24 protein-coding genes are annotated in these 24,852 nt (G+C 70.5%); 7 read left to right on the top strand and 17 right to left on the bottom strand.

The genetic code is table 11. The features are described 5' to 3' along the window. Positions 1 to 29: 29 nt before the first annotated feature. The 3 genes from JOE48_RS01065 to JOE48_RS01055 all read right to left on the bottom strand — a co-directional run bounded on the left by JOE48_RS01065 (position 30) and on the right by JOE48_RS01055 (position 1,729). Positions 30 to 572 (bottom strand): carboxymuconolactone decarboxylase family protein, encoded by a 543-nt coding sequence (locus JOE48_RS01065; protein ID WP_210026066.1) that lies wholly within the window; start codon positions 570 to 572, stop codon positions 30 to 32. Further along, entirely contained in the window at positions 572 to 934 is a 363-nt protein-coding gene (locus tag JOE48_RS01060) for a hypothetical protein (protein ID WP_210026063.1), read from the bottom strand. The genes JOE48_RS01065 and JOE48_RS01060 overlap by 1 nt, the downstream gene beginning before the upstream one ends. A gap of 84 nt (positions 935 to 1,018) precedes the next feature. After that, positions 1,019 to 1,729 (bottom strand): MetQ/NlpA family ABC transporter substrate-binding protein, encoded by a 711-nt coding sequence (locus JOE48_RS01055; protein ID WP_312893403.1) that lies wholly within the window; start codon positions 1,727 to 1,729, stop codon positions 1,019 to 1,021. Positions 1,730 to 2,074: 345 nt separating this feature from the next. Here JOE48_RS01055 and JOE48_RS01050 point away from each other — a divergent pair, with 345 nt between their 5' ends. Next, positions 2,075 to 2,227 carry a hypothetical protein gene (locus JOE48_RS01050; protein WP_210026060.1) on the top strand — a complete coding sequence of 51 codons (153 nt, stop codon included), beginning with the start codon at positions 2,075 to 2,077 and terminating at the stop codon, positions 2,225 to 2,227. An 8-nt stretch (positions 2,228 to 2,235) separates the two neighbouring features. On the opposite strand, the gene JOE48_RS01045 is transcribed toward JOE48_RS01050, so the two are convergent. Together JOE48_RS01045 and glmS are read right to left on the bottom strand one after the other, a co-directional pair. Beyond that, positions 2,236 to 4,398, bottom strand: a complete 2,163-nt coding sequence (locus JOE48_RS01045) for an AAA family ATPase (protein ID WP_210026058.1) — start codon at positions 4,396 to 4,398, stop codon at positions 2,236 to 2,238. Positions 4,399 to 5,589: 1,191 nt separating this feature from the next. Continuing rightward, complete coding sequence (gene glmS / locus JOE48_RS01040) at positions 5,590 to 7,416, bottom strand: glutamine--fructose-6-phosphate transaminase (isomerizing) (RefSeq protein WP_210026056.1); 1,827 nt, start codon at positions 7,414 to 7,416, stop codon at positions 5,590 to 5,592. 827 nt (positions 7,417 to 8,243) lie between these two features. Here glmS and JOE48_RS01035 point away from each other — a divergent pair. After that, the gene (locus JOE48_RS01035) at positions 8,244 to 8,753 is read left to right on the top strand and encodes a ferritin-like domain-containing protein (protein WP_210026055.1); all 510 of its coding nucleotides are present in this window, start codon (positions 8,244 to 8,246) and stop codon (positions 8,751 to 8,753) included. 395 nt (positions 8,754 to 9,148) lie between these two features. Further along, on the top strand, positions 9,149 to 9,346 hold the full coding sequence (locus JOE48_RS01030; RefSeq protein WP_091716776.1) for a hypothetical protein: 198 nt from the start codon (positions 9,149 to 9,151) through the stop codon (positions 9,344 to 9,346). 84 nt (positions 9,347 to 9,430) lie between these two features. On the opposite strand, the gene JOE48_RS01025 is transcribed toward JOE48_RS01030, so the two are convergent. Further along, complete coding sequence (locus JOE48_RS01025; RefSeq protein ID WP_210026054.1) at positions 9,431 to 10,201, bottom strand: SDR family NAD(P)-dependent oxidoreductase; 771 nt, start codon at positions 10,199 to 10,201, stop codon at positions 9,431 to 9,433. A gap of 180 nt (positions 10,202 to 10,381) precedes the next feature. Here JOE48_RS01025 and JOE48_RS01020 point away from each other — a divergent pair, with 180 nt between their 5' ends. Further along, the gene (locus tag JOE48_RS01020; RefSeq protein WP_210026050.1) at positions 10,382 to 11,011 is read left to right on the top strand and encodes a TetR/AcrR family transcriptional regulator; all 630 of its coding nucleotides are present in this window, start codon (positions 10,382 to 10,384) and stop codon (positions 11,009 to 11,011) included. Positions 11,012 to 11,069: 58 nt separating this feature from the next. Here JOE48_RS01020 and JOE48_RS01015 read toward each other — a convergent pair whose 3' ends face one another. The 5 genes from JOE48_RS01015 to JOE48_RS00995 form a co-directional block, all read right to left on the bottom strand. Then, positions 11,070 to 11,414, bottom strand: a complete 345-nt coding sequence (locus tag JOE48_RS01015; RefSeq protein WP_210026048.1) for a DUF1330 domain-containing protein — start codon at positions 11,412 to 11,414, stop codon at positions 11,070 to 11,072. 63 nt (positions 11,415 to 11,477) lie between these two features. Beyond that, the gene (gene pyrF / locus JOE48_RS01010) at positions 11,478 to 12,170 is read right to left on the bottom strand and encodes an orotidine-5'-phosphate decarboxylase (RefSeq protein WP_210026046.1); all 693 of its coding nucleotides are present in this window, start codon (positions 12,168 to 12,170) and stop codon (positions 11,478 to 11,480) included. Positions 12,171 to 12,239: 69 nt separating this feature from the next. Beyond that, positions 12,240 to 12,857 (bottom strand): uracil-DNA glycosylase family protein, encoded by a 618-nt coding sequence (locus JOE48_RS01005; protein ID WP_210026044.1) that lies wholly within the window; start codon positions 12,855 to 12,857, stop codon positions 12,240 to 12,242. A 136-nt stretch (positions 12,858 to 12,993) separates the two neighbouring features. Then, positions 12,994 to 15,189, bottom strand: a complete 2,196-nt coding sequence (locus JOE48_RS01000) for a xanthine dehydrogenase family protein molybdopterin-binding subunit (protein WP_210026042.1) — start codon at positions 15,187 to 15,189, stop codon at positions 12,994 to 12,996. Positions 15,190 to 15,250: 61 nt separating this feature from the next. Next, positions 15,251 to 15,706, bottom strand: a complete 456-nt coding sequence (locus JOE48_RS00995; RefSeq protein WP_210026040.1) for a (2Fe-2S)-binding protein — start codon at positions 15,704 to 15,706, stop codon at positions 15,251 to 15,253. A gap of 294 nt (positions 15,707 to 16,000) precedes the next feature. On the opposite strand from JOE48_RS00995, the gene JOE48_RS00990 reads away from it, so the two are divergent. After that, complete coding sequence (locus tag JOE48_RS00990) at positions 16,001 to 17,527, top strand: sensor histidine kinase KdpD (protein WP_210026038.1); 1,527 nt, start codon at positions 16,001 to 16,003, stop codon at positions 17,525 to 17,527. Positions 17,528 to 17,548: 21 nt separating this feature from the next. Here JOE48_RS00990 and JOE48_RS00985 read toward each other — a convergent pair whose 3' ends face one another. Next, positions 17,549 to 17,965 carry an EVE domain-containing protein gene (locus tag JOE48_RS00985; protein ID WP_210026036.1) on the bottom strand — a complete coding sequence of 139 codons (417 nt, stop codon included), beginning with the start codon at positions 17,963 to 17,965 and terminating at the stop codon, positions 17,549 to 17,551. Between the two features lie 228 nt (positions 17,966 to 18,193). Between JOE48_RS00985 and JOE48_RS00980 the strand changes: the two genes are divergently transcribed. Next, positions 18,194 to 20,560, top strand: coding sequence for an EAL domain-containing protein (locus JOE48_RS00980; RefSeq protein WP_210026034.1), 2,367 nt, complete (start codon positions 18,194 to 18,196; stop codon positions 20,558 to 20,560). An 81-nt stretch (positions 20,561 to 20,641) separates the two neighbouring features. On the opposite strand, the gene JOE48_RS00975 is transcribed toward JOE48_RS00980, so the two are convergent. From JOE48_RS00975 to JOE48_RS00955, 5 genes are all read right to left on the bottom strand, one after another. Continuing rightward, complete coding sequence (locus tag JOE48_RS00975) at positions 20,642 to 21,640, bottom strand: NAD(P)H-dependent glycerol-3-phosphate dehydrogenase (RefSeq protein ID WP_210026032.1); 999 nt, start codon at positions 21,638 to 21,640, stop codon at positions 20,642 to 20,644. Next, entirely contained in the window at positions 21,637 to 22,494 is an 858-nt protein-coding gene (locus tag JOE48_RS00970) for a GNAT family N-acetyltransferase (protein WP_210026030.1), read from the bottom strand. The genes JOE48_RS00975 and JOE48_RS00970 overlap by 4 nt, the downstream gene beginning before the upstream one ends. After that, positions 22,491 to 23,555, bottom strand: coding sequence for a tRNA (adenosine(37)-N6)-threonylcarbamoyltransferase complex transferase subunit TsaD (tsaD, locus tag JOE48_RS00965; RefSeq protein WP_210026027.1), 1,065 nt, complete (start codon positions 23,553 to 23,555; stop codon positions 22,491 to 22,493). Before tsaD ends, JOE48_RS00970 begins: the two co-directional genes overlap by 4 nt. Before the next feature lie 194 nt (positions 23,556 to 23,749). Next, the gene (locus tag JOE48_RS00960) at positions 23,750 to 23,959 is read right to left on the bottom strand and encodes a molybdopterin-binding protein (RefSeq protein ID WP_210026025.1); all 210 of its coding nucleotides are present in this window, start codon (positions 23,957 to 23,959) and stop codon (positions 23,750 to 23,752) included. A 76-nt stretch (positions 23,960 to 24,035) separates the two neighbouring features. Continuing rightward, positions 24,036 to 24,386 carry a DUF2293 domain-containing protein gene (locus JOE48_RS00955; RefSeq protein ID WP_210026023.1) on the bottom strand — a complete coding sequence of 117 codons (351 nt, stop codon included), beginning with the start codon at positions 24,384 to 24,386 and terminating at the stop codon, positions 24,036 to 24,038. Between the two features lie 102 nt (positions 24,387 to 24,488). Here JOE48_RS00955 and JOE48_RS00950 point away from each other — a divergent pair, with 102 nt between their 5' ends. Beyond that, a complete protein-coding gene (locus tag JOE48_RS00950; RefSeq protein ID WP_210026021.1) occupies positions 24,489 to 24,821 on the top strand; it encodes a hypothetical protein in 333 nt (110 codons plus the stop codon). The last annotated feature ends 31 nt before the right edge of the window (positions 24,822 to 24,852 follow it).

Genomic DNA, 24,852 nt, shown 5'->3' with positions numbered 1-24,852 from the left:
ACAAGCATGGGGTAGGAGCCACACAGTTCCTATTCTGCTGCGATGGATGCCTCGGCGACATCGATTTGAAGAATATCGTTGAAGCGGTTGAAGGCGCCGCAGAGCGCGATCCGCCATGTCAGCTCGACGAGTTGCGGCTCGCCGAAATGTCGACGTAGGCGGACGAAGATCTCGTCCCGGGTTTTGCTCCAGTTGCTTGTGACCGCGATGCTGTACTCGACCACAAGCTTGTCGACGTCGTCGAGTTCGGGATGCTCGGCATAGTCGAGGAGTCGCTCCGCGCCGGCCTCGGACACACCCTGCACGGCGAGCTTCGGCGCGTGGTGAGCGACGCAGTACTCGCATTTGTTGAGGAGCGAGACGGTGACGATCGCGAGTTCGAGGTAGCGCTTTGGCAGCACCGCCTCGTCGGAGAGCTGCGTGAGCATCGCCCAGGTGTGCTCGAAGATCGGCAGGCGCTGCGCCATCACGCCGGCTTGGTCCGCGAAGTCGCCGTAGGTCGTCATCTTATCCCAGAGCGGATGCAGTACGGCCGGCAGGTCGTCGCGGGTCTTCATCGTCACGCGGGCCATCAGGGTCTCTCCTTCGCTGCAGATGTCAGGCGATACTCGCGCACGAGGCCGTCCGGTCTAAAGATCAAGGTCACGACCAGGGCGACGCCGACCAGGGACAGGCGCAAGGCTGCAAGACGGGCGCCATCCAGCAGGCCGAACGCGTCGATGAGAAAACGGCTCCCTTCGACGAGTAGGACCAGGGTGAAGCCCGACAGCAAGACGCCTGTATTGCTTCCGCGGCCACCGATGATCACCGCCATGAACGCGTAGGCCTTGATCACCGGGCCGAACCGGGTTGGATCGATGTCGTTACAGTCTAACGCGTGCAGAGTGTAGTTCCTGCCCATCTGCGGATTGAGGGTCGCGTCGAGCTCGATCAACACCCTGGCCAGTTCCGTGAGCGCGCCGGACAGCTCCCATACCACCGTCAGGACGCGCCGCCGCCCGATGCCGGGCCGCGCCGCTCAGGAAGGGCGAACAGCGACGACCGACCCGCGATAGCGGTTGCGGATGAACTCCGCGACCTCCGCCGAGGTCAGCAGCGTTCCCAGGCGCAGCACGCGGGGATCCTTGGCCAAGTCTTCGGTCGTGACGAGGACATTTGCATACGGGTTGCCCTCGGCGCGTTCGAGCGCCAGCGCATCCCGCGCCGGTTCCAGCCCAGCTTCTAGCGCGTAGTTGCCGTTGATCACCGCAAGCGCCACGTCATCGAGGGAGCGCGGCAATTGCGGCGGCGCAATCTCGACGAACCGGAAGTTTTTCGGGTTCTCGATGACGTCGTCCAAGGTCGCGTTCACGCCCGCGTCCGTGGCCCGCAGCCGGATTAGGCCATTGGCCTGAAGGAGCGACAACCCACGGCTGGTGTTGGACACGCTGTTCGACAGGGAAACGACACCGCCGTTCGGCAGGTCGGCGAGCGCCTTTGCACGGCGGCTGTACAATCCCAGGGGCTCGATATGCACCGCCGCGATGACAGCGAAGCGCATCCCCATGGCGGCTTCCTCCGAACGGAGGAAGGGCACGTGCTGGAAGAAGTTGGCGTCGGCATCGCCGTCACGCAGCAGGGCGTTCGGGCGGAGATCGCCCGAGATTTCAACGATCTTCAGCGGCAGTTCGGGGGCGAGCTTTTCGCCCACGAATTCGAGGATTTCCGCATGCGGTACCGAAGAGGCCACGACCCGCAAGGGAGCTGTCGCGGCGCTGGCCGGTCCGATGCTGAATGCGAGGGCGCCGGATAGGAAGAAACGACGGGTTGATGCAGGCACGGCGCACGCTTTTCAGAACAAGCTTGATGATTGAAATCCGCCTCCGTATCCCGAAATGAAAAGGCCCCATCAAGAGTACTGATTATCAAAATTTTGTCCGCTCGAAGGGCATCATTCTCGCATTCTGCTGCCAGAAGATAGTGATTTTCTTCCGACAGATCACGATTACGGGCCTCGGTCGCTGCAGCGCAGGACGACGACAGGAAACGCTCCTCAGGAGTCGGAAGGCCCGCACCAGCCATCTTGGTTGCCGGCATGTCTGCACTGCTCGAACTCGGCCCGCTTTCGAACGATTTCCGCCAAGCCTTCGATGACGTCCTCTCGGTCGCCCCCGAGGATCTCGCACAGTGCATCGATGGCGTCCGAGAGCGGCTGCAGATCGCCGGTGTCCGGCATGTCGGGTGGTAGTGCGAACATCACTTGGCCTCCCCGACGCTTGCGGAAGCCGCAGACTTCGCTCGCTCTGCAGCTGAAGCCAGCATGCGGTCGATTTCCTGACCGGGAAGGTAGCCGGCTCCTTCGAGTTCGCGAGCAACAGCCTGCAATGCCGTCCGACGTTCCATCAGGATGTTCCGCGCCCGGTCGCTCGCGCGCTTGAGGCGCTCGGCGACGGCCGGCAGCAAGCCCTTGATCAGGACCATGTCGGTGGCGGCAGGCTCCAAGTAGATGTTGCCGAGAAATCCGAGCCCGTAGGTCAACTCGATGTCGCGAGCGAGCCCGGTCGCCAAGGCAAGATCGGAACTGGCGCCGAAGCTCGCGCCGATCGATCCGGAACCAAGTTCGATCTCTTCCGCGATCCGACCGGCAAGGAGCGAAGCCAACGCTTTCTCCAACTCGGTCAGGGTCGCGGCCCCGTCTCTAATGACCTCCCAACAGGCTTGGCCGCCCTCATCGTTTAGAGACAAATCCAAGAGCTCGCCGAAGCCGAGCGTGTGGCTGACGACCGCGTGACCGGCCTCGTGGATCGCCACGCGATGTCTGACCGCTGTCGGGAGTGGGCGACGCCCCTGCCGGATCTCGGCCAGAAGGTCATCCAGGGTCACGGCTCGGCCATTGCGGCGCGCGGTGCCTTTGGCGCGCCGCACAAAGGCTTCCGCATCCGCACCCGTCATGCCGCGGGCGGCCAATGCCAGCGGAAGCATCGAAGCGTCTGGGAGGATCTCGCGACCGAGATGGTGACGGAATATTCGGGCCAGCGCGGTGGTGTCCGGCTTCTCGATCGCGATCTCACGGTCCAGCCGCCCAGCCCGCTTTACCGCGGGGTCGATCTTATCGGGGTGGTTCGTAGCCGCCACGACGACGACGCCGGGCCGCTCATCCACGCCCGCGAGCAGTTCGAGGAAGAGATTTACAATCTGCGTCCAGTACTGAACGTACTCTCCGCGGATCTGACCACGGTCGGAGATGCCATCGAGTTCGTCGATGAACAGGATGCAGGGTGCCTGCGCCTGCGCCTGTGCGAAGACCTTGCGGATCGCCTGGAGCGTGCCGGACAGGTAGTCGGCTGCGTTCCATTCGGCGACGGAGGTAGCCACCAGGGGCACGCGAGCGCTCTTGGCCAGAGCGCGCGCGAAACTGGTTTTTCCGACGCCGGGCGGCCCCGACAGCAGCAGACCACGATGGTCCATCTGGGCCCAGGTCAGACGACCCGCACGATACGCCTGGAGATCGGCTGCCACGGCCAGGCCCCATGTCTTGGCTGCTCCATAGCCGTCGAGCTCCTCCAGGGCGGGACCTTCGCCGAGAAAATCGGCCTTCGCGGTAACGATACGCTGCAGCGCTTCGATGCACGCATCGGGCGAGGTTGCACGGCGGAAGGCGACCGGCAAATCGGCGATGTCGATCATGCGTAGGAGATCCCGATCGATCTCTCGCGAAGGCCGGCTGCCTACGACAGCTTCGACCACGAGGGCAAGCCCGGCCTGATCAAGGCTCGACAACCCGATTCGGTGTTCCGCGGAGCGCATCAGGTCGCGCGGCAGCTGTCGCTTAGGGTCGGGCGCTATGCCAACGATGGGTATGCGGACATGCAGGGCCGTGCCGATGACCTCGTTGCCTTTTTCAGGCCGTGCGTCGCGGCTGATCCCGTCGCAAACGAAAAGGGCGGCATGCCGCCGGCTCAGCTCGCGCGCCCGTCCGTTGGCGAGATCCATCACCTTGGTGTTGGGCCGGAACAGGCACTTCTCGGCGACGACGCGAACGGGCTCGACAAGATCGACTACATGCGTGGCGAGCGTGACCACAGGCGCTTCCCGGCGCAGGCGGCGCACAAGACCGGGCTCCGCCTCGATGGCCCGTGCGAGCATCACCGCGACGGCGGCGAGGTGTGCTGGAACAGGCACATGCGCGCTCTCGGGGCGGTTGATCTCGTCCTGAACGACAATCCGCTCGACGGCATCGGCTTCGTCGAGCATCGGCTCGGCATCGAGATCGTACGAGCTGGAGCGGTGGCCGACTTTGAGACGCCTGCGCTCGTCCTGGGCAAGCTGTTGCAGGAAGGCGCGTGCGAGTTGGTCGGACGATGTGTCGTCCTGCTTGGTTGGATTTACGGCTGGGGGCAACGACGATGGGGCGAGCATGCAAGATCTCCTATGGCCGGCCATGAGGCCGCGGCCGTCAGCAAAAAGGGCTGCGATGGATCAGTGACGCCGCTTGTTCGACAGAGTCGAAGCAACTGGCGGACGTCTGATTCAGGAGATCGCCTGCTTCATAGGCGATGAAGCGCTTCTAGAACAAAACACGAACATATGCTATTCGCCGTCGGAGCTGTCCACAGGAGGCGCTTGGCAGGCGTGTCGTACAAGCTTCCGGCCCGATCGGCGTCGCGGACTCGCCGCGGCGTCCGAGGCTGCCAGGTCGAGGTTGCAAGACCCTGAGATCTAGAGGCGCCGATTGGCAGGAGAGTTCGCCGTAAAGGCGCCTATCGTTCGAGGCCGAGACTGGTGCGGTGTCATCATGCCGGATGTACCGGGAGCGGCGTAAGCCACATTGCGCGGCCGCCTCTCCGAAGGAACCATAGCGTCGCGTCGCCACTCTGGAAGGAATGACCTCACCGTGCCATCCTCGCAGCCCGCGCTCTCCGCGAGCAAACGCATCGCCTAGGAGCTCGTTCGTTGCACTCGTATGAACAATGATGATGGACGGTGTTGGCTTCAAAGCACGTCTACGCCTGCTCGGGCGTACACAAGTTGGTTTCGCGGCCGAGATTGGCGTCGCGGAGCGCACCGTGCACGATTGGGCACGTCAAGGACCGCCTACGGTGGTCGCCTATCTTCTAGACCTACTAACCATGCACGACCTGCCCCTCGGGCCCCCAGATTCGCGTGACGAGTCCCGTCGGCAGCGACCCCAGTCCCGGCGGCCGCGACGCCTGCCCAAAGAAATCCGACACTAGGCGTGCCGGACAAGCTTCAAGAAAAGTCGGCGGCACCTCAGCCAAGCCCGGCTCCTAGCGCAGCACCGCCATTTCCGTCACCAGACCCACCCAAGGTTCCTCCGACAACGTCACTGCAGCCAGAATCGCCTGGAAACGCCGGCCGGTGATCGAGCCAGACGGCTTTGCGTTGGGCGTTTGGTACCCATGGGACAGGATTGGGGCGCGGCTTTTGGGGGGCGATATAATGGCCCTATGCCGACGCCCCCTGTGAGAGGTTCAGTTTCACCCGACTTTATTTACTCGCATGTTTCACTCGACTAATTATTTCACCCGACTTTATTTTTTCACCCGACTTTATTCGCCGGACACACCCGTTCTGCTCTGATCCGCTGCGTCACTCCACGGTGACGGATTTGGCGAGGTTTCTGGGCTGGTCGACGTCTTTGCCCATGACCACGGCGGTGTGGTAGGCGAGCAGCTGGATCGGCACCGCGTAGACGATCGGCGCCACGGTCGCGTCGAGCGCCGGCATCGTGACCGTCGCCAGGGTCTCCAGACCGTGCGCGGCCGCCCCTTGCGCGTCCCCGATCAGCACGATCCGCCCGCCGCGCGCCGCCACCTCCTGCATGTTCGACACCGTCTTGTCGAACACCCCGTCATGCGGCGCGATCACGATCACCGGCACGGCCGCGTCGATCAGCGCGATCGGGCCGTGCTTCAGCTCCCCCGCCGCGTAGCCCTCCGCGTGGATGTAGCTGATCTCCTTCAGCTTCAGCGCGCCCTCCAGCGCCATCGGGTAGCTCGTGCCCCGGCCGAGATACAGAACGTCCCGCGCCTGCGCGACCTCCCGGGCCAGGCCGGCGATCGCCGCCTCCTGGGCCAGCGCCTCCGCCATCAGGCCCGGCGCCCGGATCAGCGCCTCCACCAGCCGCGCCTCGCCCGCCGCGTCCAGCGTGCCCCGCGCCCGCCCCGCCGCGATCGCCAGGCACAAGAGAACCGTCAGCTGGCACGAGAACGCCTTCGTCGAGGCCACCCCGATCTCCGGACCCGCCAGCGTCGGCATCACCACGGACGATTCCCGCGCGATCGTCGAGCTCGGCACGTTGACCACGCTCAAGGTGTGCTGGCCCTGGCTCTTGGCGTAGCGCAGCGAGGCCAGCGTGTCGGCGGTCTCGCCCGATTGCGAGATCACCAGCGTCAGCCCGTCCCGCTCCAGCGGCGCCTCGCGGTAGCGCGCCTCGGAGGCGACGTCGATCTCCACCGGCAGCCGCGCCAGCTGCTCGAACCAGTAGCGCGCCACCAGGCCGGCATAATACGCCGTGCCGCAGGCCGTGATGGACAGCCGGCCGAGCCTGGCGAAGTCGAACGGCAGCGCCGCGGGCAGCACCACCCGGCCGTTGGCCAGGTCGACGTAATGGGCCAGCGTGCGCCCGACCACCTCGGGCTGCTCGTGGATCTCCTTGGCCATGAAGTGGCGGTAGGCGCCCTTGTCGACCCGGTAGGCCTGCGGGGCGATCGTCTGGCGCGGGCGCGCCACCGTGGCCCCGGACGCGTCGCGGATCTCGGCGCCGTCGCGGGTCAGGATCGCCCAGTCGCCCTCGTCGAGATAGGTGATCGCGTCGGTGAAGGGCGCCAGCGCCAGGGCGTCGGAGCCGAGATAGGTCTCGCCCGCGCCGAAGCCGATCGCCAGCGGCGCGCCGTGGCGGGCGCCGATCAGCAGGTTGTCGGCGCCGGCGAAGATGAAGGCGAGCGCGAAGGCGCCGCGCAGCCGCGGCAGGGCGGCCTCGACCGCCTCGACCGGCCCCAGGCCCCGGTCGATGCTGCGGCTGACCAGCTGGGCGACGACCTCGGTGTCGGTCTCGGTCTCGAACACGACGCCGTCGGCCTCGAGCTCGGCCTTGAGCGCGCGGAAGTTCTCGATGATGCCGTTGTGGACCACCGCCAGGTGGGCGGTGGCGTGCGGGTGGGCGTTGGTCTCGTTGGGCCGGCCGTGGGTGGCCCAGCGGGTGTGGCCGATGCCGATCGTGCCGGTGAGCGGCTCCTGCGCGAGCCGGGCCTCGAGGTTGGCGAGCTTGCCGGCGGCGCGGCGGCGCGCCAGCCGGCCGTGCTCGAGGGTGGCCAGGCCGGCGGAATCGTAGCCGCGGTATTCGAGCCGGCGCAGGGCCTCGATCACCTGCCCCGCCACCGCGTCGCGCCCGACGATGCCGACGATGCCGCACATGGATGTGTCTCTCGCTCTCGCGCCCGGAGCGCCGCAAACCCGCCGCATGCGGGCCGCACCCGGCCCCCACACGGGCCCGGCCCGCCCCGCCCCGCGCAGGCTCACGCGAGGCTTCTACCGGATCCGCCCCGAGAAGGGCCAGCCCCGGACCCGGCCGGGCGGCTGAACCCGCCGTCAGGGGCGCCGGCGACAGCCGTTCCCGATCACGTCGGGGCCGCCGACGATCGCTCACGGGTCGTTACGTCGGGTTGGGTCATCCCACCCTCGACCGCATCCTGTGGTCGAGGGTGGGCCGCGCCGGCACGCCAGCATGCCTCCCGCTCTCGCAGCCTGTCGCAACCCGGACGGTCGCGGCTCGACAGATCGCGGATCCTCTTCTCGATGCGCGCGGCCTCGGCTTCGTCGATCTCCACCGGCTCGCCGGTATCGTTGGGCAGGCCGCCCCCCGTCGGCGCGATGGCCTCGTCGCGGGGGCGGTCGCTCTGGCCGTCGGAGATCGGCGGCTCCTTCGACCGCTCGCGATCCCTGTCCGTCGGCGTCTCCTGCTGCGGTATCCTGCCGGGACAACACGGCAGAGGCGCTCGGGGATGCCGAGGCGTTCAGAACGGGTAGTCGCGCAGCGAGGTGATGTCGTTGCCGGCACATGGATCAAGTTCTGGGTTCGCCCGGAGCCGATCCGGTCCGGCATTCCCCCGGTCACCGCGCGACCGGCAGCAGACGGCCCGCGGGCCGCGCCTGCGACGTTCCGGCAGGAACTTGGCCGTACGGCCTCTGCGTTCCCTGGTTGAATGGGCTACTGAGCCCGCAACCTGAAAGAGGTGACCCCCATGGCCCTGGACGCACGCGAGATCTACGTCACGGCCCTGAAGAATACCCACGCCCTCGAGATGCAGGCGCTGCAGATCATGGAGCGGCAGGTCGAGCGCCTGGAGCGCTATCCGGAGATGGAGCAGGCCCTGCGCCGCCACATCGAGGAGACGCACGGCCAGCGCCAGCGGCTGGAGGAGGCGCTCCAGAGCCTCGGCGACAGCCCCTCGGCCCTCAAGGAGGGATTCCTGGGCTTCGTCGGCAACATGATGGCGCTGGGCCACGCCCCGGCCCAGGACGAGATCCTGAAGAACACCTACGCCAACCACGCCTTCGAGAATTTCGAGATCGCGGCCTACGAGTCGCTGCTCACCATCGCCGATGCCGCCGGCCAGCAGGGGCACCGGACGGCCTTTCAGCAATCGCTGAAGGAGGAGCAGGCGATGGCGGAGGCGGTGCGCAACCTGATCCGCCCGACCACGGAGCGCTACCTGTCGCTGACCACCGCCGGCGCGAAGGCGGACCGCTAGGCGCCGCCCCGGCCGCTCCCGAGCCGATCCGTCGGGAGCGGCTCCGATCGAGGTCCTGCGAGCGGCGCGCCCCGGTGCGCCCCGGTTCGCGCGGCGCGACTGTTTTTCGCGCACGACGCGCTGCTCCTGATGTACCGGATGCGCTACGGCCATCAGGTCGCGACGATGACCACCGCCGAGATCCTCGACCGCGGGCGGTGAGCGGGGCCGTGCCCCGCCGAACATTCGCGCCTTTATGGCCAAGCTCAGGCCAGATCAGGCTTGGCCGTTCCCGCCGCCGCGAGGATCACCGACACTCGATCCCGATCGGTCCGCGCGCGAAAAACAGTCGCGCCGCGCGAACCGGGGCGCACCGGAACCGTTATGTCTCCGAACATGGACCCGGAGGGCAGATTATGGCCAAGCACGAGATCCTCGGCTACTTCGAGCACCGCCGCGACGGGGCCTGGATCTGCGTCCGGCCCTTCACCCTGACGACGCGGGATGCGAGCATCGACATCCGCCAGGGCATGCGCTTCGATTACGGCAAGCGGATCGGCGGCGTCGACCTCGCCGAATATCTCGAGCGGCTGGGTTCGCAGTTCGGGTCCTGAGGGCGGGCGGCCCCGCCGCAGCCCGGATCCGGACCAGGACGATCCCGAGCGGCGCCGGACGCGAGTCCGGCGCCGCTTCGCCGTTCAGGCGCCGCCCCATTGCATGGTCAGGCCGCCATCGACCACCAGGGTGTGCCCGGTGACGTAGTCGGCCGCGTCCGAGGCGAGATACAGGATCGCCCGGGCGATCTCCTCGGGCTGGCCGGCCCGGTGCCACGGGATCCGTTCCAGGGACTGCTCGAGCACCTCCGGCTTCGCGAAGCGGTCGGCGGTCATCGGCGTCTCGATCAGCCCCGGGGCGACGGCGTTGACGTTGATCCGGTCCGGGGCGAGTTCCCGCGACAGGGAGCGGCACAGCGAGCCGAGGCCCGCCTTCGACATGCCGTAGGGCGCGCTCTCCGGGGTCGGCAGGTGCTGGGCCACCGACGACACGAACACGATCTTCCCTGTGCCGCCCTGCGCCTTGCGCATCTTGATGAACGGCCGGGCGGTAAACAGCGGCCCCATCAGGTTCACCCGCAGGATCCGCTCCAGAAGGGCGTCGTCCATCTCGGCGACCGGCACGCCGCTCATCGCCTGCCCGGCATTGGCCACCAGGATGTCGAGGGTGCCGAACTCGCTGCCGATCCGGTCGAAGGCCGCCGTGACGGCGGCCGGATCGCCGACATCGAGCTGGAGCACCAGGGCCCGCCGCCCGGCAGCCTCGACCCGCGCGGCGGTCTCGCGGATGCCGGCCGCGTCGGTGTGGTAGGTGATCGCCACGTCGGCGCCCTCCCGAGCCAGCAGTTCCGCGGTGGCCTGTCCGATGCCGGAATCGGCCCCCGTGACCAGGGCGCGGGTGTCGGTGAAGGGCATCGCGGATCTCTCGAGGCGCGCCGCGGTCGCGGCCGGATGCCGGGGCAATCGGTGCCGCCCGGGCGGGTTCCAGGCGCGCGCACCGGCCGCAGGCGAGACCCCATGGTCAAACCCCATCGCGGAACCCGATCCGGGCTCGTGTCTTTGACGGTCCGGGCCGGCATGGCCTAGTGAGAATGCATGTCCCTGGATGAGACGACCCACCTGATCGCGGGGGAGTGCGTGCCCGACACGCGCAGCCGCATCCTGGCGGCGGCGGACGCGTATTTCCGCGAGATCGGCTACCAGAAGACGACCGTGGCCGACATCGCCCGGACGCTGAAGATGAGCCCGGCCAACGTCTACCGCTTCTTCGACTCGAAGAAGGCGATCAACGAGGCGGTGCTGGAGCGCCTGATCGGCGAGAGCGAGGCGGTGGTCTCGGGGATCGCCGACCGGCCGGGCCTCGACGCGACCGCGCGCCTCGTGGCGGCGATCGAAACCCTGCATCGTGACTGCACCCGGCGCTGCGAGACGTTTCCCCGCCTGCACGAGATGATCGAGGCGGCCATGGCGGAGAGCTGGGACGTCTGCCGCCACCACGTCGCCCGGATCACCGCCGGGTTCGAGCGGATCGTCCGCGACGGCGTGGCGCGGGGCGAGTTCGAGGCCGCCGATCCGGCCGAGGCGGCGGCGTGCATCCACGTCGCCATCGCCCGCTACACCCACCCGCTGCTGGTGGGCTGTTCCAGCCTTCAGCCGGTGCCTCCGGTCGCCGCGATGTCGGCGTTCCTGCTGCGGAGCCTCGCGCCCAACCGGACGCGAGCCTAGGGCGAGCATTGCGATCAAGGCACCGCACCGACACGGCCGTCCTTGCGCGCGGAGCGGCCTATTCGGACGCCGGTCCCGCCTCCGGTGCCGGCGCCGAGGTGCTGGGCTGCGGGCCGTCATAGCCCTCGATCACCAGGATCTCGGCCTCGACGCCGCCGCGCTGCTTGGCCTTCGCGGCCTGATAGAGGTCGGAGTTCCAGCAGGCGAGGGCGTCCGCGTAGCTCGGGAACTCGATCACCACGTTGCGGGACCGGGCCGGGCCCATCACCGCCTCGTGGGTGCCGCCGCGCACGAGGAACCGGCCGCCGAACGTGGCGAAGGCCGCGCCGTTGGCCGCCACGTACTCCTTGTAGGCCTCCGCGTCGCGGACATCGATCCGCGCGATCCAGTAGCCCTTCGTCATGCTGCGTCTCCTGCCTTGCGGAGCGAAGTGGAACCGGTCCGCCCGAAGGCAATCCCGCTCGGATCAGGCGAGGTCCGCCACGATCGCCTGCGCCACCGCGCGAGGGTCCGCGGCGCCGGTGATCGGGCGCCCGACCACCACGTGGTCGATCCCGGCCCGGCGTGCATCGCCCGGCGTCATGACCCGCTTCTGGTCGCCGGCCTCGGCGCCCGCCGGGCGGATGCCCGGGGTGACGATCAGCCGGTCCGGACCGACGATGCGCCGGACCGAGCCCGCCTCGGCGGCCGAGCAGACGAGGCCGTCGATGCCGATCTCGGCGGCCTGGGCGGCCCGCTTGGCGACGAGTTCCGCCACCGGCAGGCCGTAGCCGGCCTCCGCTGCGTCGGCATCGTCGTAGGAGGTGAGCACCGTCACGGCGAGGATCTTGAGCCCCGCGCCCCGGCCGCGGAAAGCCGCCCGCATGGTCTGCGGGTAGGCGTGGACGGTGAGGAAGGTGGCGCCGGAGCCCGAGGCCGAGCGCACGCCCTCCTCGACGGTGTTGCCGATGTCGTGGAGCTTCAGGTCGAGGAAGACCTTGAGGCCGCGGGCCGCCAGCCGCTCGGCCAGGGCGAGGCCGCCCGCGTAACCCAGCTGGTAGCCGATCTTGTAGAAGGTCGCGGCATCGCCGATCCGGTCGATCAGCGCCTCGGCCGCCTGCACGCTCGGCAGGTCGAGGGCCACGATCAGGCGGTCGCGGGGGTCGGCAATCTTGGTCATCGGCGCGTCCTTCGGGGTCGCGGCAGCGATTCCGCGGAACGCCTGCGAGGTCAATGCCGGCACGGCCACTCACCCCGCCAACACCCGCGCCACCTCGGCGCGCAGCACCGGCAGCAGCTCCGCCTCAAACCAGGGCTCGCGCTTCAGCCAGCCGTTGTTGCGCCAGGACGGGTGGGGCAGGGGCAGGACCCGCGGGCGGCGCGGCTCGGCGAGGATCGCGCGCCAGCGCCGCACCGTGCCGGTGAGGCCGCCCTCCATCTTTCCCAGATGCCAGGCTTGCGCGTACTGGCCGATCACCAGGATCAGCGCGAGGTCCGGCAGGCCGGCGAACAGCTCCGCCCGCCAGCGCTCGGCGCATTCCCGGCGCGGCGGCCGGTCGCCGCCCTTGGCGTCGAGCCCGGGGAAGCAGGCGCCCATCGGCACGATGGCGACGTTCGCGGAATCGTAGAACTGCGCCGCGTCGAGCCCGAGCCAGGACCGCAGCCGCACGCCCGAGGGATCGGTGAACGGCTGGCCGGTGCGGTGGGCGCGGGTGCCGGGCGCCTGACTGGCAATGCACAGGCGGGCCGTGGCCGAACCCTGCACGATCGGCCGGGGCTCCTGGGGCAGGGGCGGGCCGTAGAGCGGGCTGTCTCGGCAGAGGCGGCAGGCGCGCAGGCGCGCGGCGGTGTCGTCGAAGGCCGGCATGGCCCGGACATGCCGCATCGGCGCACAAAAAAGAAACGGCGCGGTGTCGCGCCGCGCCGTTCGCAGTCGGGTCTCTTGCCTTGGGGGAAGGCCCCACACTCCTACGCCGATGCGCGCGATCGGAGCGTGCGATTCCTCACGCGCCCTTCACGCCCGAGAGGTCGAGGGGCAGGGAGCGCAGGCGCCGGCCGGAGGCGGCGAAGACCGCGTTGGCGATCGATGGCCCGAGCACGGGCACGCCCGGCTCGCCGATCCCGGTGGGCGCCATCTGGCTCGGCACGATGTGGACCTCGACCTTCGGCATCTCGCTCATCCGGGTCGGCTCGTAGGCGTCGAAATTGTGCTCCTGCACCTGTCCGTCCTTGAGGGTGATGCGGTTGCGCAGCACCGCCGACAGGGCGAAGCCCACCGCGCCCTCGACCTGCGCGCGGATCACGTCCGGGTTGACCGGGACGCCGACATCCACCGCGGCCACGATCCGGTTGACCCGGATCGCCGCATCCTGCGCGGTCACGTCGGCCACCATGGCGACGTAGGAGCCGAAGGATTCGTGGACCGCCACACCGAGGCCGCGGCCCGGCTCCTGCGGCTTGGCGCTCCAGCCGGCCTTCTCGGCGGCGAGCTTGAGCACGCCGGAGAGCCGCGGCGCCTGGGCCAGGAGGGAGAGCCGGTAGGCCACCGGATCGACGCTGGCGGCGTGGGCCAACTCGTCGATCATCACCTCCATCACGTGGGCCGTGTGGGTGTGGCCGACCGAGCGCCACCACAGGACCGGCACGCCCTCGCGGCCGTTATGGACGCCGAACCGGTAGGCCGGCAGCGCGTAGGGGGTGTCGGAGGCGCCCTCCACGGTGGTCGAGTCGATGCCGTTCTTGACGATCATCGCCTCGAAGGGCGAGCCGATCATGATCGACTTGCCGACCATGACGTGGTCCCAGCCGACCACCGCGCCCTTGCCGTCGATGCCGGCCCGGACCTTGTGCAGCACGGTCGGACGGTAATAGCCGCCGGCCATGTCGTCCTCGCGGGTCCAGACGAGGTGGATCGGGGCCTTCTCGCCGGACGCCTTGAAGACGGCGGCCGCTTCCGCGAGGTAGTCGGCGGTGGGGGTCGCCCGGCGGCCGAAGGAGCCGCCGGCCCAGTTGCTGTGCAGCCGCACCCGGTCGGGCGTCACGCCCAGGATTGCCGCCATGGTGGCCTGCTCGACGGTCTGGAACTGGAAGCCCGCATAGACGTCGTAGCCGCCGTCGGCCGCCCGCTCGATCGTGGCGTTCAAGGGCTCCATCGCCGCGTGGGCGAGGTACGGGAAGGTGAACTCGGCCTCGATGACCTTGGCGGCGCCCTTCAGCGCCGCCTGCGGGTCGCCGCGCTCGGACGCCGTGAGGCCGGGGCCCTTGGCCCGCTCGCGGTACTCGGCGAGGATCGCGTCCGACGAGCGGGTCTCGGCGGTGCTGTCGTCCCAGGCGACCGTGAGCGCCTCGCGGCCCTTCATGGCCGACCACGTATCGCGGGCGATCACCGCCACGCCGGTCGGCACCTGCACCACGTCGAGCACGCCCGCGACCTTGCGGGCGGCGGCGGCGTCAAAACGCTTCACGGTGGCGCCGAAGCGCGGCGCCCGGGCGACCACGGCCGTGACCTGGTTCGGGCGGCGGATGTCGAGGGAATAGACCGCCGTGCCGTTGGTCTTGGCGACGGAATCGAGGCGCGGGATCGTCTGGCCGATGAGCCGCCACTCGCTCGGATCCTTGAGCCGCGGCTCGGACGGCACCGGCAGCGAGGCGGCCGAGGCCGCGAGCTCCCCGAACCGGGCCTGCCGGCCGGACGGGCCGTGGCGCACGATGTTGTCGGCGACCGTGATCTCGGAAACCGGCACCTTCCAGCGGAAGGCGGCCTCGGCCATCAGCATCTCGCGGGCGGCGGCACCCGCCTTGCGCAGCTGGAACCAGGAATTGGCGACCGCGGTCGAGCCGCCGGTCCCCTGGATCGGGCCCATCAGGCTGTTGTTGTAGAGCGTCGCGTCGGCGGGCGCGAACTCGGTGCGGACCTGTCCCCAATCGGCGCCGAGCTCGTCGGCCAGGATCGTGGCCAGCCCGGTCGTGTTCCCCTGGCCCATGTCGAGGTGCTTGATCACCACCGTGACGGTGTCGTCCGCGCCGATGCGCACGAAGGCGTTGGGCTGCGCCTTGACGTCGGCGAGGTTCGGGCCGGCGGCGGCGCGGGCGGATTTCGGGTCGAGCCGGAACGCGACCACGAGGGCGCCGGCGCCGGCGAGCAGGCCGCGGCGGCTGGGACGGACGGGCAGGGGATTCGGTCGACGGGCATTCAGCATGGCGGCGAGGCTCCGGTCGGGACCGCGGGGCAGGGCGGGGGAAGTTGGGCGCGGGGACGGATCAGGCGAGGCTGCGCGCGGCTTCGTGAATCGCCGCGCGGATGCGCTGGTAGGTGCCGCAGCGGCAGATGTTGCCGTCCATGGCACCGTCGATCTCGGCGTCGCTGGGCTTGGCGTTGCCGGAGAGCAGGCCGATCGCCGACATGATCTGGCCGGACTGGCAATAGCCGCACTGGACCACGTCGAGCTTGCGCCACGCCGCCTGGACGGCCTCGGCCACCCGGCCGTTGACGCCCTCGATGGTCGTCACCTGGGCGGCGCCGACATCGCCGAGCTTGGTCTGGCAGGCGCGGACCGGCTGGCCGTCGAGATGGATCGTGCAGGCGCCGCATTGCGCGATGCCGCAGCCGTACTTGGTGCCGGTGGCGTCGAGCCGGTCGCGCAGCACCCAGAGCAGGGGCATGTCCGGATCGGCGTCGATCACGTGCGTGACCCCGTTGACGGTGAGATTCGGCATGGTCGGCGACCCCTCCTCGACGCGTGCGCCCGGTGCGTCCCGGATCGCGGCGTGCGGCCTCGCTCGGGCAGTGCGAGCGCGCTGCCCACGCTAGCGGGCGCGCCCGCCCGCACGATGTGCGGCACCGCACGTCGATCCGCAGGTCGACCCGGACGCCGGGCCGTCTCGATACGGCCCGCGACGCTTAAGATCCGAGCGATACCGACAGCCGCTTCTTAACACATCCGCCTCATCTTCACGGTGTGCCCTCGCGTCACCCCCGCCCCTGATTCCGAGCCGAGTGTCAAGACGCGCATGCCCGATCTCACCGTCGAGATGGTCCAGCGCGGTCGCGGTCCCTCGACGGAGGAGGCGGCGCGCCGCCGCGGCGTCGCCCGCGAGATCCGCTCGGCCCGCGAGAAGCTGACCTCGCAGACCGGCCTGGAGCGGGCCTTCGACTACGAGTTGCTGCGCCATTACGCCCAGTACCGGGCCGGGGCGGGGATCCCTCTGGCGCTGTTCGCGGGGGTGCTCGCCGCGGCGGCGACGTTCTGGATCACCCCGCCGGTGGCCGCAGCCTGGGCGGTCTGCGTGTTCCTGATGACCACGCTGAACACGAGCCTGAGCCGGCGCTTCCTGCACGCCGAACCGGCGACGATCCCGCTCGCCCGCTGGCGCCGCCGCTTCCTGATGGGCGAGGTGCTGCAGAGTCTGTCGTGGTCGGCGATGATCGGGCTCGGCACCACCGAGGGCTGGACCTTCGCGCTGTTCGGCCTCGTCATCGCGGCGGCCGTCACCACGATGCTGGCGGCGACGGTTCCGCTCGCGGCCGTCGCCGCCCTGATCCCGCTGGCGCTCGCCACCGCGTCGCTCGCCGCCTTCTCCCGCGGGATGGACGCGCTGATGCTGGTGGCGATGGCCGGCGGTGCGCAGCTGTTCTTCCTCGGCCTCGCCCGCCGCCTCTACACCTCGACGGTCGGCGCCCTGCGCTCCCGCGCCGAGAAGGACGCGGTGTTCGGCGAACTGGAGCAGGCCAAGGCCAATTCGGACGAGGCCCGCCGCCGGGCCGAGGAGGCGAACCTCGCCAAGTCGCGGTTCCTTGCCACCATGAGCCATGAACTGCGCACGCCGTTGAACGCGATCCTGGGCTTCTCGGAGGTGATGAAGAACGAGGTGTTCGGCACCCACACGGCGCCCTCCTACCGGGAGTACTCGCACGACATCCACGACAGCGGGATGCACCTCCTCAACCTGATCAACGAGATCCTCGACCTCTCGCGGATCGAGGCGGGACGCTACGAGCTGAACGAGGAGGCGGTACAGCTCGCCCACGTCGTGGAGGAGTGCCGCCACATGATGGCGCTCCGCGCCAAGGCCAAGAACCAGATCGTCCACGGCCTCGTCGACGAAACCCTGCCGCGCCTCTGGGCGGACGAGCGGGCGCTGCGCCAGATCGTGCTGAACCTCCTGTCGAACGCCGTGAAGTTCACGCCGCCGGGTGGCGAGATCTGGCTCAAGGTCGGCTGGACCGCCTCGGGGGGGCAGTACGTGTCGGTGAAGGACAGCGGCCCGGGCATCCCCGAGGACGAGCTCGGCACGGTCCTGTCCTCGTTCGGGCGCGGCTCCCTGGCGATCAAGACCGCCGAGCAGGGCTCCGGCCTCGGCCTGCCGATCGTCAAGGGCCTGGTGGAGCTGCATGGCGGGCAGTTCCAGCTCTCCTCCAGGCCCCGCGAGGGCACCGAGGTGGTGGTGACGCTGCCGGCCGCCCGGGTCATGGACACGCTGCCGGCGGTCGATGTCGAGGCGGCTCCGGCGCACGGCGCCCTCAACCGCGCCGCCTGACCCAGCCCCGGCGCGCCAGCCTCAGCCGAGGCCGCCCAGCGCGCAGACCCGGGCCCATTGCTCCGCGGTCACCGGCTGCACCGACAGGCGGGAATTGTTGACCAGCACCATCCCGGCCAGCGCTGGATCGGCCTTGATGGCGTCCAGCGTCACGGAGCGCGGCAGCGCCTTGACGGCACGCACGTCGACCATACCGAAGCGGCCGGTCTCGTCGGTATGGTCGGGGTAGTAGGGGCGGATCACCTCCACGAGGCCGACCACCGCCTTGCCGTCGTTCGAGTGATAGAAGAAGCCCTGCTCGCCGACCTGCATGGCCATCAGCTGCTTCTTGGCGAGGTGGTTGCGCACGCCGTTCCAGTACGTCCCCGCCGCACCGGCCGCGACCTGCTGATCCCACGACCACGTCGCGGGCTCGGACTTGAACAGCCAGTACGCCATCGCCGCTTTCCCCACCGGCCGCCGGGTCCGGCGGCGCGCCCCGCCATAGCCCAGCTTCACCCCCGGCGGACAGGCCCGCCCGCGACGCCGCGCGCTTCGGAGACCGGCGGGGCGGGGCCGAACGCAGCCTCGATTGCATTTGTATTAAGCGATGATATTGGCTGAATATTAAATGCTTTCTGCCAAGTCTTCGGGCAACTACGCCACAGATTGCCGCTGATTGTCTACATGTTGACCGTGATCGGCTGCTTCTTCGGTGAACACAACCCGTGGCTGGTGGCCCTGGCGGCGCTCGTCTGCACGCTGGCAAGCACGACGGCGATGGAGTTGCTGGTCCATTCCGGCCGGGCCGGGCGCCGCAGCCGCTACATGTGGCTCGCGATCGCCGCGATCGCGGGGGGCTCGGGGATCTGGGCGACGCATTTCCTGGCGATGCTCGCCTACGCGCCGGGGCTGCCTTCGGGCTACGGGGTCGGCCTGACCCTCCTGTCATACGTCGACGCCGTCGCGATCGCCGGCCTGGGCTTCGCGCTGGCCGAGACCGGCGGACGGGCGCGCGGGGCGATCGGCGGCGCCGTGGCAGGCGGCGGCATCGCGGCGATGCACTACACGGGCATGGCCGCCTACCAAGTGACCGGCCACCTGGTGTGGAGCCCCGTCCTAGTGGCGATCTCGGTCGCGGTCGGCTCCGGGCTCGGGGCGGCGGCCCTCGTCGTCGGCCTGTCGGCGCTGACGATCCGAGGGCGGTGCGTCGGCGCCTTGCTGCTGATCCTGGCCATCTGCGGCCACCATTTCATCGGCATGGGCGCGGTCACCATTCTGCCCGATCCCCTGGTGGCGATTCCGGAGAACGCGGTCCGGACCGAGTGGCTCGCCGCCGCCGTGGCGCTGGCGAGCAGCCTGATCCTGCTGCTCGCGGGAGCCGCCCTCGTGCTCGATCTGCGGGAGCGCAAGCGCGCCGAGTTCGAGCGCGCACGGCTGCTCAGCCTCGCCAACGCGGCCGTGGAGGGGCTTGCCGTCTGCCGCGATGGCCTGATCGTCAGCGCCAACGACGCCTTCGCCCGGCTCGCCGGCACCGGGGCAGACGCCCTGCTGGGGACGCGCCTCGCCGCGTACCTGCCGGGCCTCATTCCCGGGCTCGGAACGCCGGACCAGCCCCTGGAGGCCGACCTCGTCCAGGCGGGCGGCGGCACGATCCCCGTCGAGGTGATCATGCGCCCGGTGACCGAGTACGGGAACGAGCCGCACCATGCCGTGGCGGTGCGCGACCTGCGCGCGCGGCGCCGGGCCGAGAGCGAGATCCACTACCTGGCCCATCACGACGCGCTCACCGGGCTCGCCAACCGCACGAGCTTCCACGCGCGGCTCGAGCGGGAGATGCGCGCCGCGGACCTCCAGGGCACCCGGATCGCCGTCCTGTGCCTCGACCTCGACCGCTTCAAGGAGGTCAACGACCTGTTCGGCCACGCCGCCGGGGACGCGATGCTGCGCGACCTCGCGCTCCGGGTCGGCGGCCTCCTGGATGCCACGCAGCTCATGGCCCGGCTCGGCGGCGACGAGTTCGCGATCCTGACGCCGCAATCGGACGGTTCGGGCGAGCGGTTGGCCGAACGGATCCTGGACGTTCTGGCGGCGGTGCCGGCGGCCTCCGGCCCGGTGATCGCCACGAGCATCGGCATCGCGGTCTATCCCGACGACGCGCTGGACCAGCGGGCGCTTCTGAGCCACGCCGATGCCGCCCTCTACAGGGCCAAGAACGAGGGCCGCGGAACCTGCCGCCGCTACGACGCCAGCATGGGCGCGCAGATCCGCGACCGGCGGCAGCTGGAACATGACCTGCGCCACGCGGTGAGCCGGAACGAGCTCGCACTCGTCTACCAGCCCCAGACGCAGATCGAATCCGGCGGGGTCACGGGATTCGAGGCGCTGCTGCGCTGGCGCCACCCGAAGCGCGGGACCATCTCGCCGGCCCTGTTCGTGCCGATCGCCGAGGAGACCGGGGCCATCCTGGAGATCGGCGCCTGGGTGCTGCGCGAGGCCTGCCGGACGGCGGCCGGCTGGCCGCGCCCGCTCGGGATCGCCGTCAACGTCTCGGCGGTGCAGCTCCACAACCCGCATTTCGTGCAGTTCGTCCACGGGACCCTGTTCGAGACCGGCCTGAAGGCCGAGCGCCTGGAGATCGAGATCACCGAGACGGCGCTGATCCGCGATCCGGCCCGGGCATTGCTCACCCTGCGCCAGCTCAAGGCCCTAGGCATCCGGATCGCCATGGACGATTTCGGGACCGGCTATTCCTCGCTCTCGAACCTGCGCTCCTTCCCGTTCGATCGGATCAAGATCGACGGCTCGTTCATCAAGGCGGTCCACAGCAACCCGCAGGCGGCCGCGATCGTGCGCTCCGTCCTCGGGCTGGGGCGCGGCCTCGGGCTGGCGGTTGTGGCGGAAGGCGTGGAGTCGGACGAGGAACTGTCCTTCCTGGCCGCGGAGCATTGCACCATGGCCCAGGGCTACCTGCTGGGCCGGCCCGCGCCGATCGAGCGCTTCTCCGCCCACACCCACGGCACGGCGCCGGAGCCGGCGGCCTCCGTGGCGTAGATCCGGCGCCCGGATCGCGGCGCACGCGAAGGCGGAGGCCGGTTTGCCGACCGGAGGCGGCCCGCTGCACCGGCGCCCGCGCTAATCCGTCTCGCCGCGCAAGGGGCGGGCGAGGAGGCCGGCGACCACGTCGTCGACCCCGGCCGCGCCGGTCACGATGGCGGCGACGGCCTGCGCCACCGGCATCTCGACGCCCTTGGCCGACGCGAGGCCGGCGAGCGCCGCGGCCGTGAATGCACCCTCGGCGAGCTTGCCGCCGGCGGCCTCCGCGGGGCTCGCCCCGGCCCCGAGCCGCTGGCCGAAGGCGAAGTTGCGCGATTGCGGCGAGGAGGCGGTGAGCACGAGGTCGCCGAGCCCCGAAAGTCCCATCAGCGTCTCGGCCCGCCCCCCGAAGGTCCGGGCGAAGCGCATCAGCTCGGCGAAGGCGCGGGCGATCAGCGCCGCCCGGGCGCTCTCGCCGAGACCCCGGCCGGCCACGATCCCGCACGCGATGGCCAGCACGTTCTTGCCGGCCCCGCCGATCTCGACGCCGCGCACGTCGTCGGTGTGGTAGAGCCGGAGGCTCGGGCCCGACAACAGGGCGCTCAGGGACGCGGCGAGGCCGGGATCGGACGCCGCCAGGGTCACGGCGGTGGGCAGGCCGCGGGCGACGTCGGCCGCGAAGCTCGGCCCCGACAGCACCGCGACGGGCGTTCCGGGCGGCAGGACCTGCTCGGCCACCGCGCTCATGAAGCTGTCGCTGCCGCGCTCGATGCCCTTGGCGCAGAGGATCACAGGACCGGCCGACGCCAGGGGCGCGCGCAGGGCCTCCAGAACGCCGCGGACGGTCTGGGCCGGCACGACCAGCAGGGTTGCGCGGGCGCCGGCGAGGTCTTCCGGCTGCGCGGTCGCCCGGATGCCGGCATGGAGCGGCACGCCCGGCAGGTAGCGCGGGTTCTCCCGCCCCGCCTCGAGGGCGGCGGCCGCCTCCGCGTCGCGCAGCCAGAGGGTCACGGGATGGCCGGCCGCGGCCGCGGCGTTGGCGAGCGCCGTGCCCCAGGCGCCGCCGCCGACGACGTTGATCGCGCGTCCCGCGCTCATGCCGCGTCCTCCCTGTCCGCGCAGTCCAGCCGGTACAGGACGTGATCGCGCAGCGGCCCCGCAGGCACGGCCGGATGCGGGAACGTCACGGCCGGCGCCATGCCGAGGCGCTCCATCACGGCCCGGGATCGGGCGTTGCCGGCCGCCGTGTAGGCCACCACGGCGCGGATTCCGCAGCGCCCGGCGAGATCGGCCAGGGCCAGCCGCGCGGCGCGCGTGGCGAAGCCCTGCCCCCAGGCATCCCGCGCCAGGCGCCAGGCCAGCTCGACCGTCGTCCCGGGCCGGTCGCCGCCCGGGAAGGGCAGGGGCTGCAGGATCCGCAGCGCGCCGGCGAAGCCGATGAACCGGCCCGCATGCGTCAGCGCCCAGGGACCGAACCCGTCAGCCACGAAGCGCCGGTCGAAACGGCCGGCCTCGGCGGCGCTCTCGGCGTCCGTGCGTGGACGGGGGAAGTGGGCCATCACCTGGGGGTCGGCATTGAGCGCCGCGAACGGTGCCGTGTCCTCCGGGCGCCAGCGGCGCAGGATCAGGTCCCCGTCTTCGAGGGAAGCGGGCACCGGACCAGCGGCGCTCTTGCCGCGCCACGCGAGAGAGCGGCGGTTCAGCAGGGCGAGATTCGCGTGGCCGGCGAGCACGGCCTCGCCCAGGGTGATCGCCGCCTCGAGCTGATCGAGGGGCATGTTGGCGTGGGCGGGCGGGCGCACATGGTCGCGCCAGGGACCGCCACAGGCCTGGTCGAGGAGGATGCGGGCGAAGCAATGGTCGAGGCGCACCGGCCAGCCCGGCCGCGCGGCCTCGGGCAGGCGGCGCTCGACCAAGTCCCGCCAATGCGCGCGCAAGTCCGCCGCGTTCATCCGGCCGGGATCGCGGCGCGGGCCGGGGCGGCCGCGAGCGGCCACCGGGGCCGGGCCGGGGCGGTGAGGTCGTCCACGAGCCCGAGGCGCAGGCGCTCCAGCCCGGCCCAGGCGATCATCGCGCCGTTGTCGCCGCAGAGCGGCAGGGGCGGGGCGACGAAATCGAGGCCCGCCTCGCCGGCCAGGGCGGCCAGCGCCCGCCGGATGGCGCCGTTGGCCGCCACGCCGCCCGCCGCCACCAGGGCGGTGGGCCGCCCGGCCGCGTCCGAGAAGGCGCGCAGGGCGACCCGGGCGCGGTCAACCACCACGTCGACCACGGCGGCCTGGAAGCTCGCGCACAGGTCGGCGACGTCGCGCTCGGCCAGCGGCGCGATCCGCTCGGCCTCGATCCGCAGGGCGGTCTTGAGACCCGACAGGGAGAAGTCGGCCTCGCGCCGGCCGAGCATGGGCCGGGGCAGGGCGAAGCGCTCAGGGTCTCCGGTCTCGGCCATGCGCTCAACCTCGGGGCCGCCCGGATAGCCGAGGCCGAGGAGCTTGGCGGCCTTGTCGAAGGCCTCGCCGATGGCGTCGTCGACGGTGGAGCCGAGCCGCACGTAGTCGCCGACGCCCCGCACGGCGACGAGCTGGGTGTGGCCACCCGAGACCAGCAGCAGCAGGTACGGGAAGGCGATGCCGTCGGTCAGCCGCGCCGTGAGCGCGTGCGCCTCCAGGTGGTTGACAGCCAGAAGCGGCTTGCGGGTCACGAGGGCCAGGGTCTTGGCCGTGACGAGGCCGACCAGCACGCCGCCGATCAGCCCGGGCCCGGCCGCCACCGCGATCCCGTCGAGATCGGGGAAGCCGATGCCGGCCCGGTCGAGGGCGCGGGCGATCAGCCGGTCGAGCACCTCCACGTGAGCGCGGGCGGCGATCTCGGGCACGACGCCGCCATAGGCCGCGTGCTCGGCGATCTGACTCAGCACCTCGTTGGCGCGGATCTGGCCGACGCCGTCCTCGTCGACCGACACGATTGCGGCCGCGGTCTCGTCGCAGGTGGTCTCGATGCCGAGGACGGTCTTCTGCACGCGCGGAACTCCTTGTCCGGACCACACTCTATCCGCCGGCGGTCGCGGCGCGAAGGCCGAGCCTGGCCTCAATCGTCAGCCCGATCCGCCTGGTCGAGGCCTCCGCGGCGATTCGGCACCTCAGGACGCGGACGCGGGTGGGATGTGGATCACCGACCCGCGACTGCCCACCGGGCGCGCGACCCCGGCCGCCCTCAGTCGACGGCAACCATGACGTCGGAGGCCTTGATCACCGCATAGGCGGACCCGCCGGCGACGAGCTTGAGGGAATCGACCGCCTCGTTGGTGATCGAGGCCGTGACCACCTGGCCGGGGCTGATCTCGATCTTGACATGGGACGTGGTCGCGCCCTTGTCGACCGAGAGGACGGTGCCCTTTAGGACGTTGCGCGCGCTGATCTTCATGGGTGCGGACTCCGCTCGCCGCCCGCGGCGGCTCCGGCGCGTCTCCTACAGCATGGCGGGGCCGCGCGCGACAACCTCAGCGGGGTTCGTCCTCCGGCACGCCGGCCTCTCCGGCCTCGGCTTCCGGGATGGCGGCCGCACCCCAGGCCGTGAGCGCCGCGTTGAGGTCGTCGAGAACGAAGTGCCGGGCGCTGTCCCGGTCGTAGCCGTCGGCCAGGAGCGCGTCGTATTCGGTGAAGACGTGGCGGGCATAGGTGACGAGGGCGAGGCGGGCGGCCGTCTCGGGCGCAGCCCGGCGCAGGCCCGCGCTCGCCAGCGCGCGATCGAGGACGGCCTCGGCCTCGAAATCCGGTAGGCGCGGTGCGAGGCGGGCCAGCGCTGCGGCCACGGCCTCGCGGCGATTCCGGGGTGGCGCCACGCCGCTCATCGGAGCCATCCCGCGCGCATGATTTTACGGCACGGATCGGCTACGATCGGCGCCAGACAGGGTGGGGCAGGCATTCGATCCTGCGCCGGGGAGATCAGGTTCATGGCAACGATCCGTCACGCGGTGATCCTGGGCGTCCTGCTCGGGATAACGCCGGCGCTGGCCCAGAGCCCGCTCCCGGACCGGGCTCCGGGCGCGGTGCCGACCCGGGATCCGGGCGCGGTGCCGGCCCGGGATCCGGCGCTCACCGCGCCGGGCGGCCGCCGGATTGCCGCCACGGGCCAGACGAAGCCGCCCGGTACGGCCGCCACCGGTCTGCCGCGGCCGATCAACGAGGCCGAGATGATCAAGGCGCAGAAGGCCGCGGAAGCGCGCTCGAAGGCCTGGGACGCCAAGATGCGCAACACCATGGGCTCGATCTGCCACGGATGCTGACCCCGGAAACGCGAAGGGGCCGCCCAGGCGG

This window comes from Methylobacterium sp. PvR107, assembly GCF_017833295.1.
Lineage (GTDB): Bacteria > Pseudomonadota > Alphaproteobacteria > Rhizobiales > Beijerinckiaceae > Methylobacterium.
This window is presented reverse-complemented; position numbering and strand designations above follow the sequence as displayed.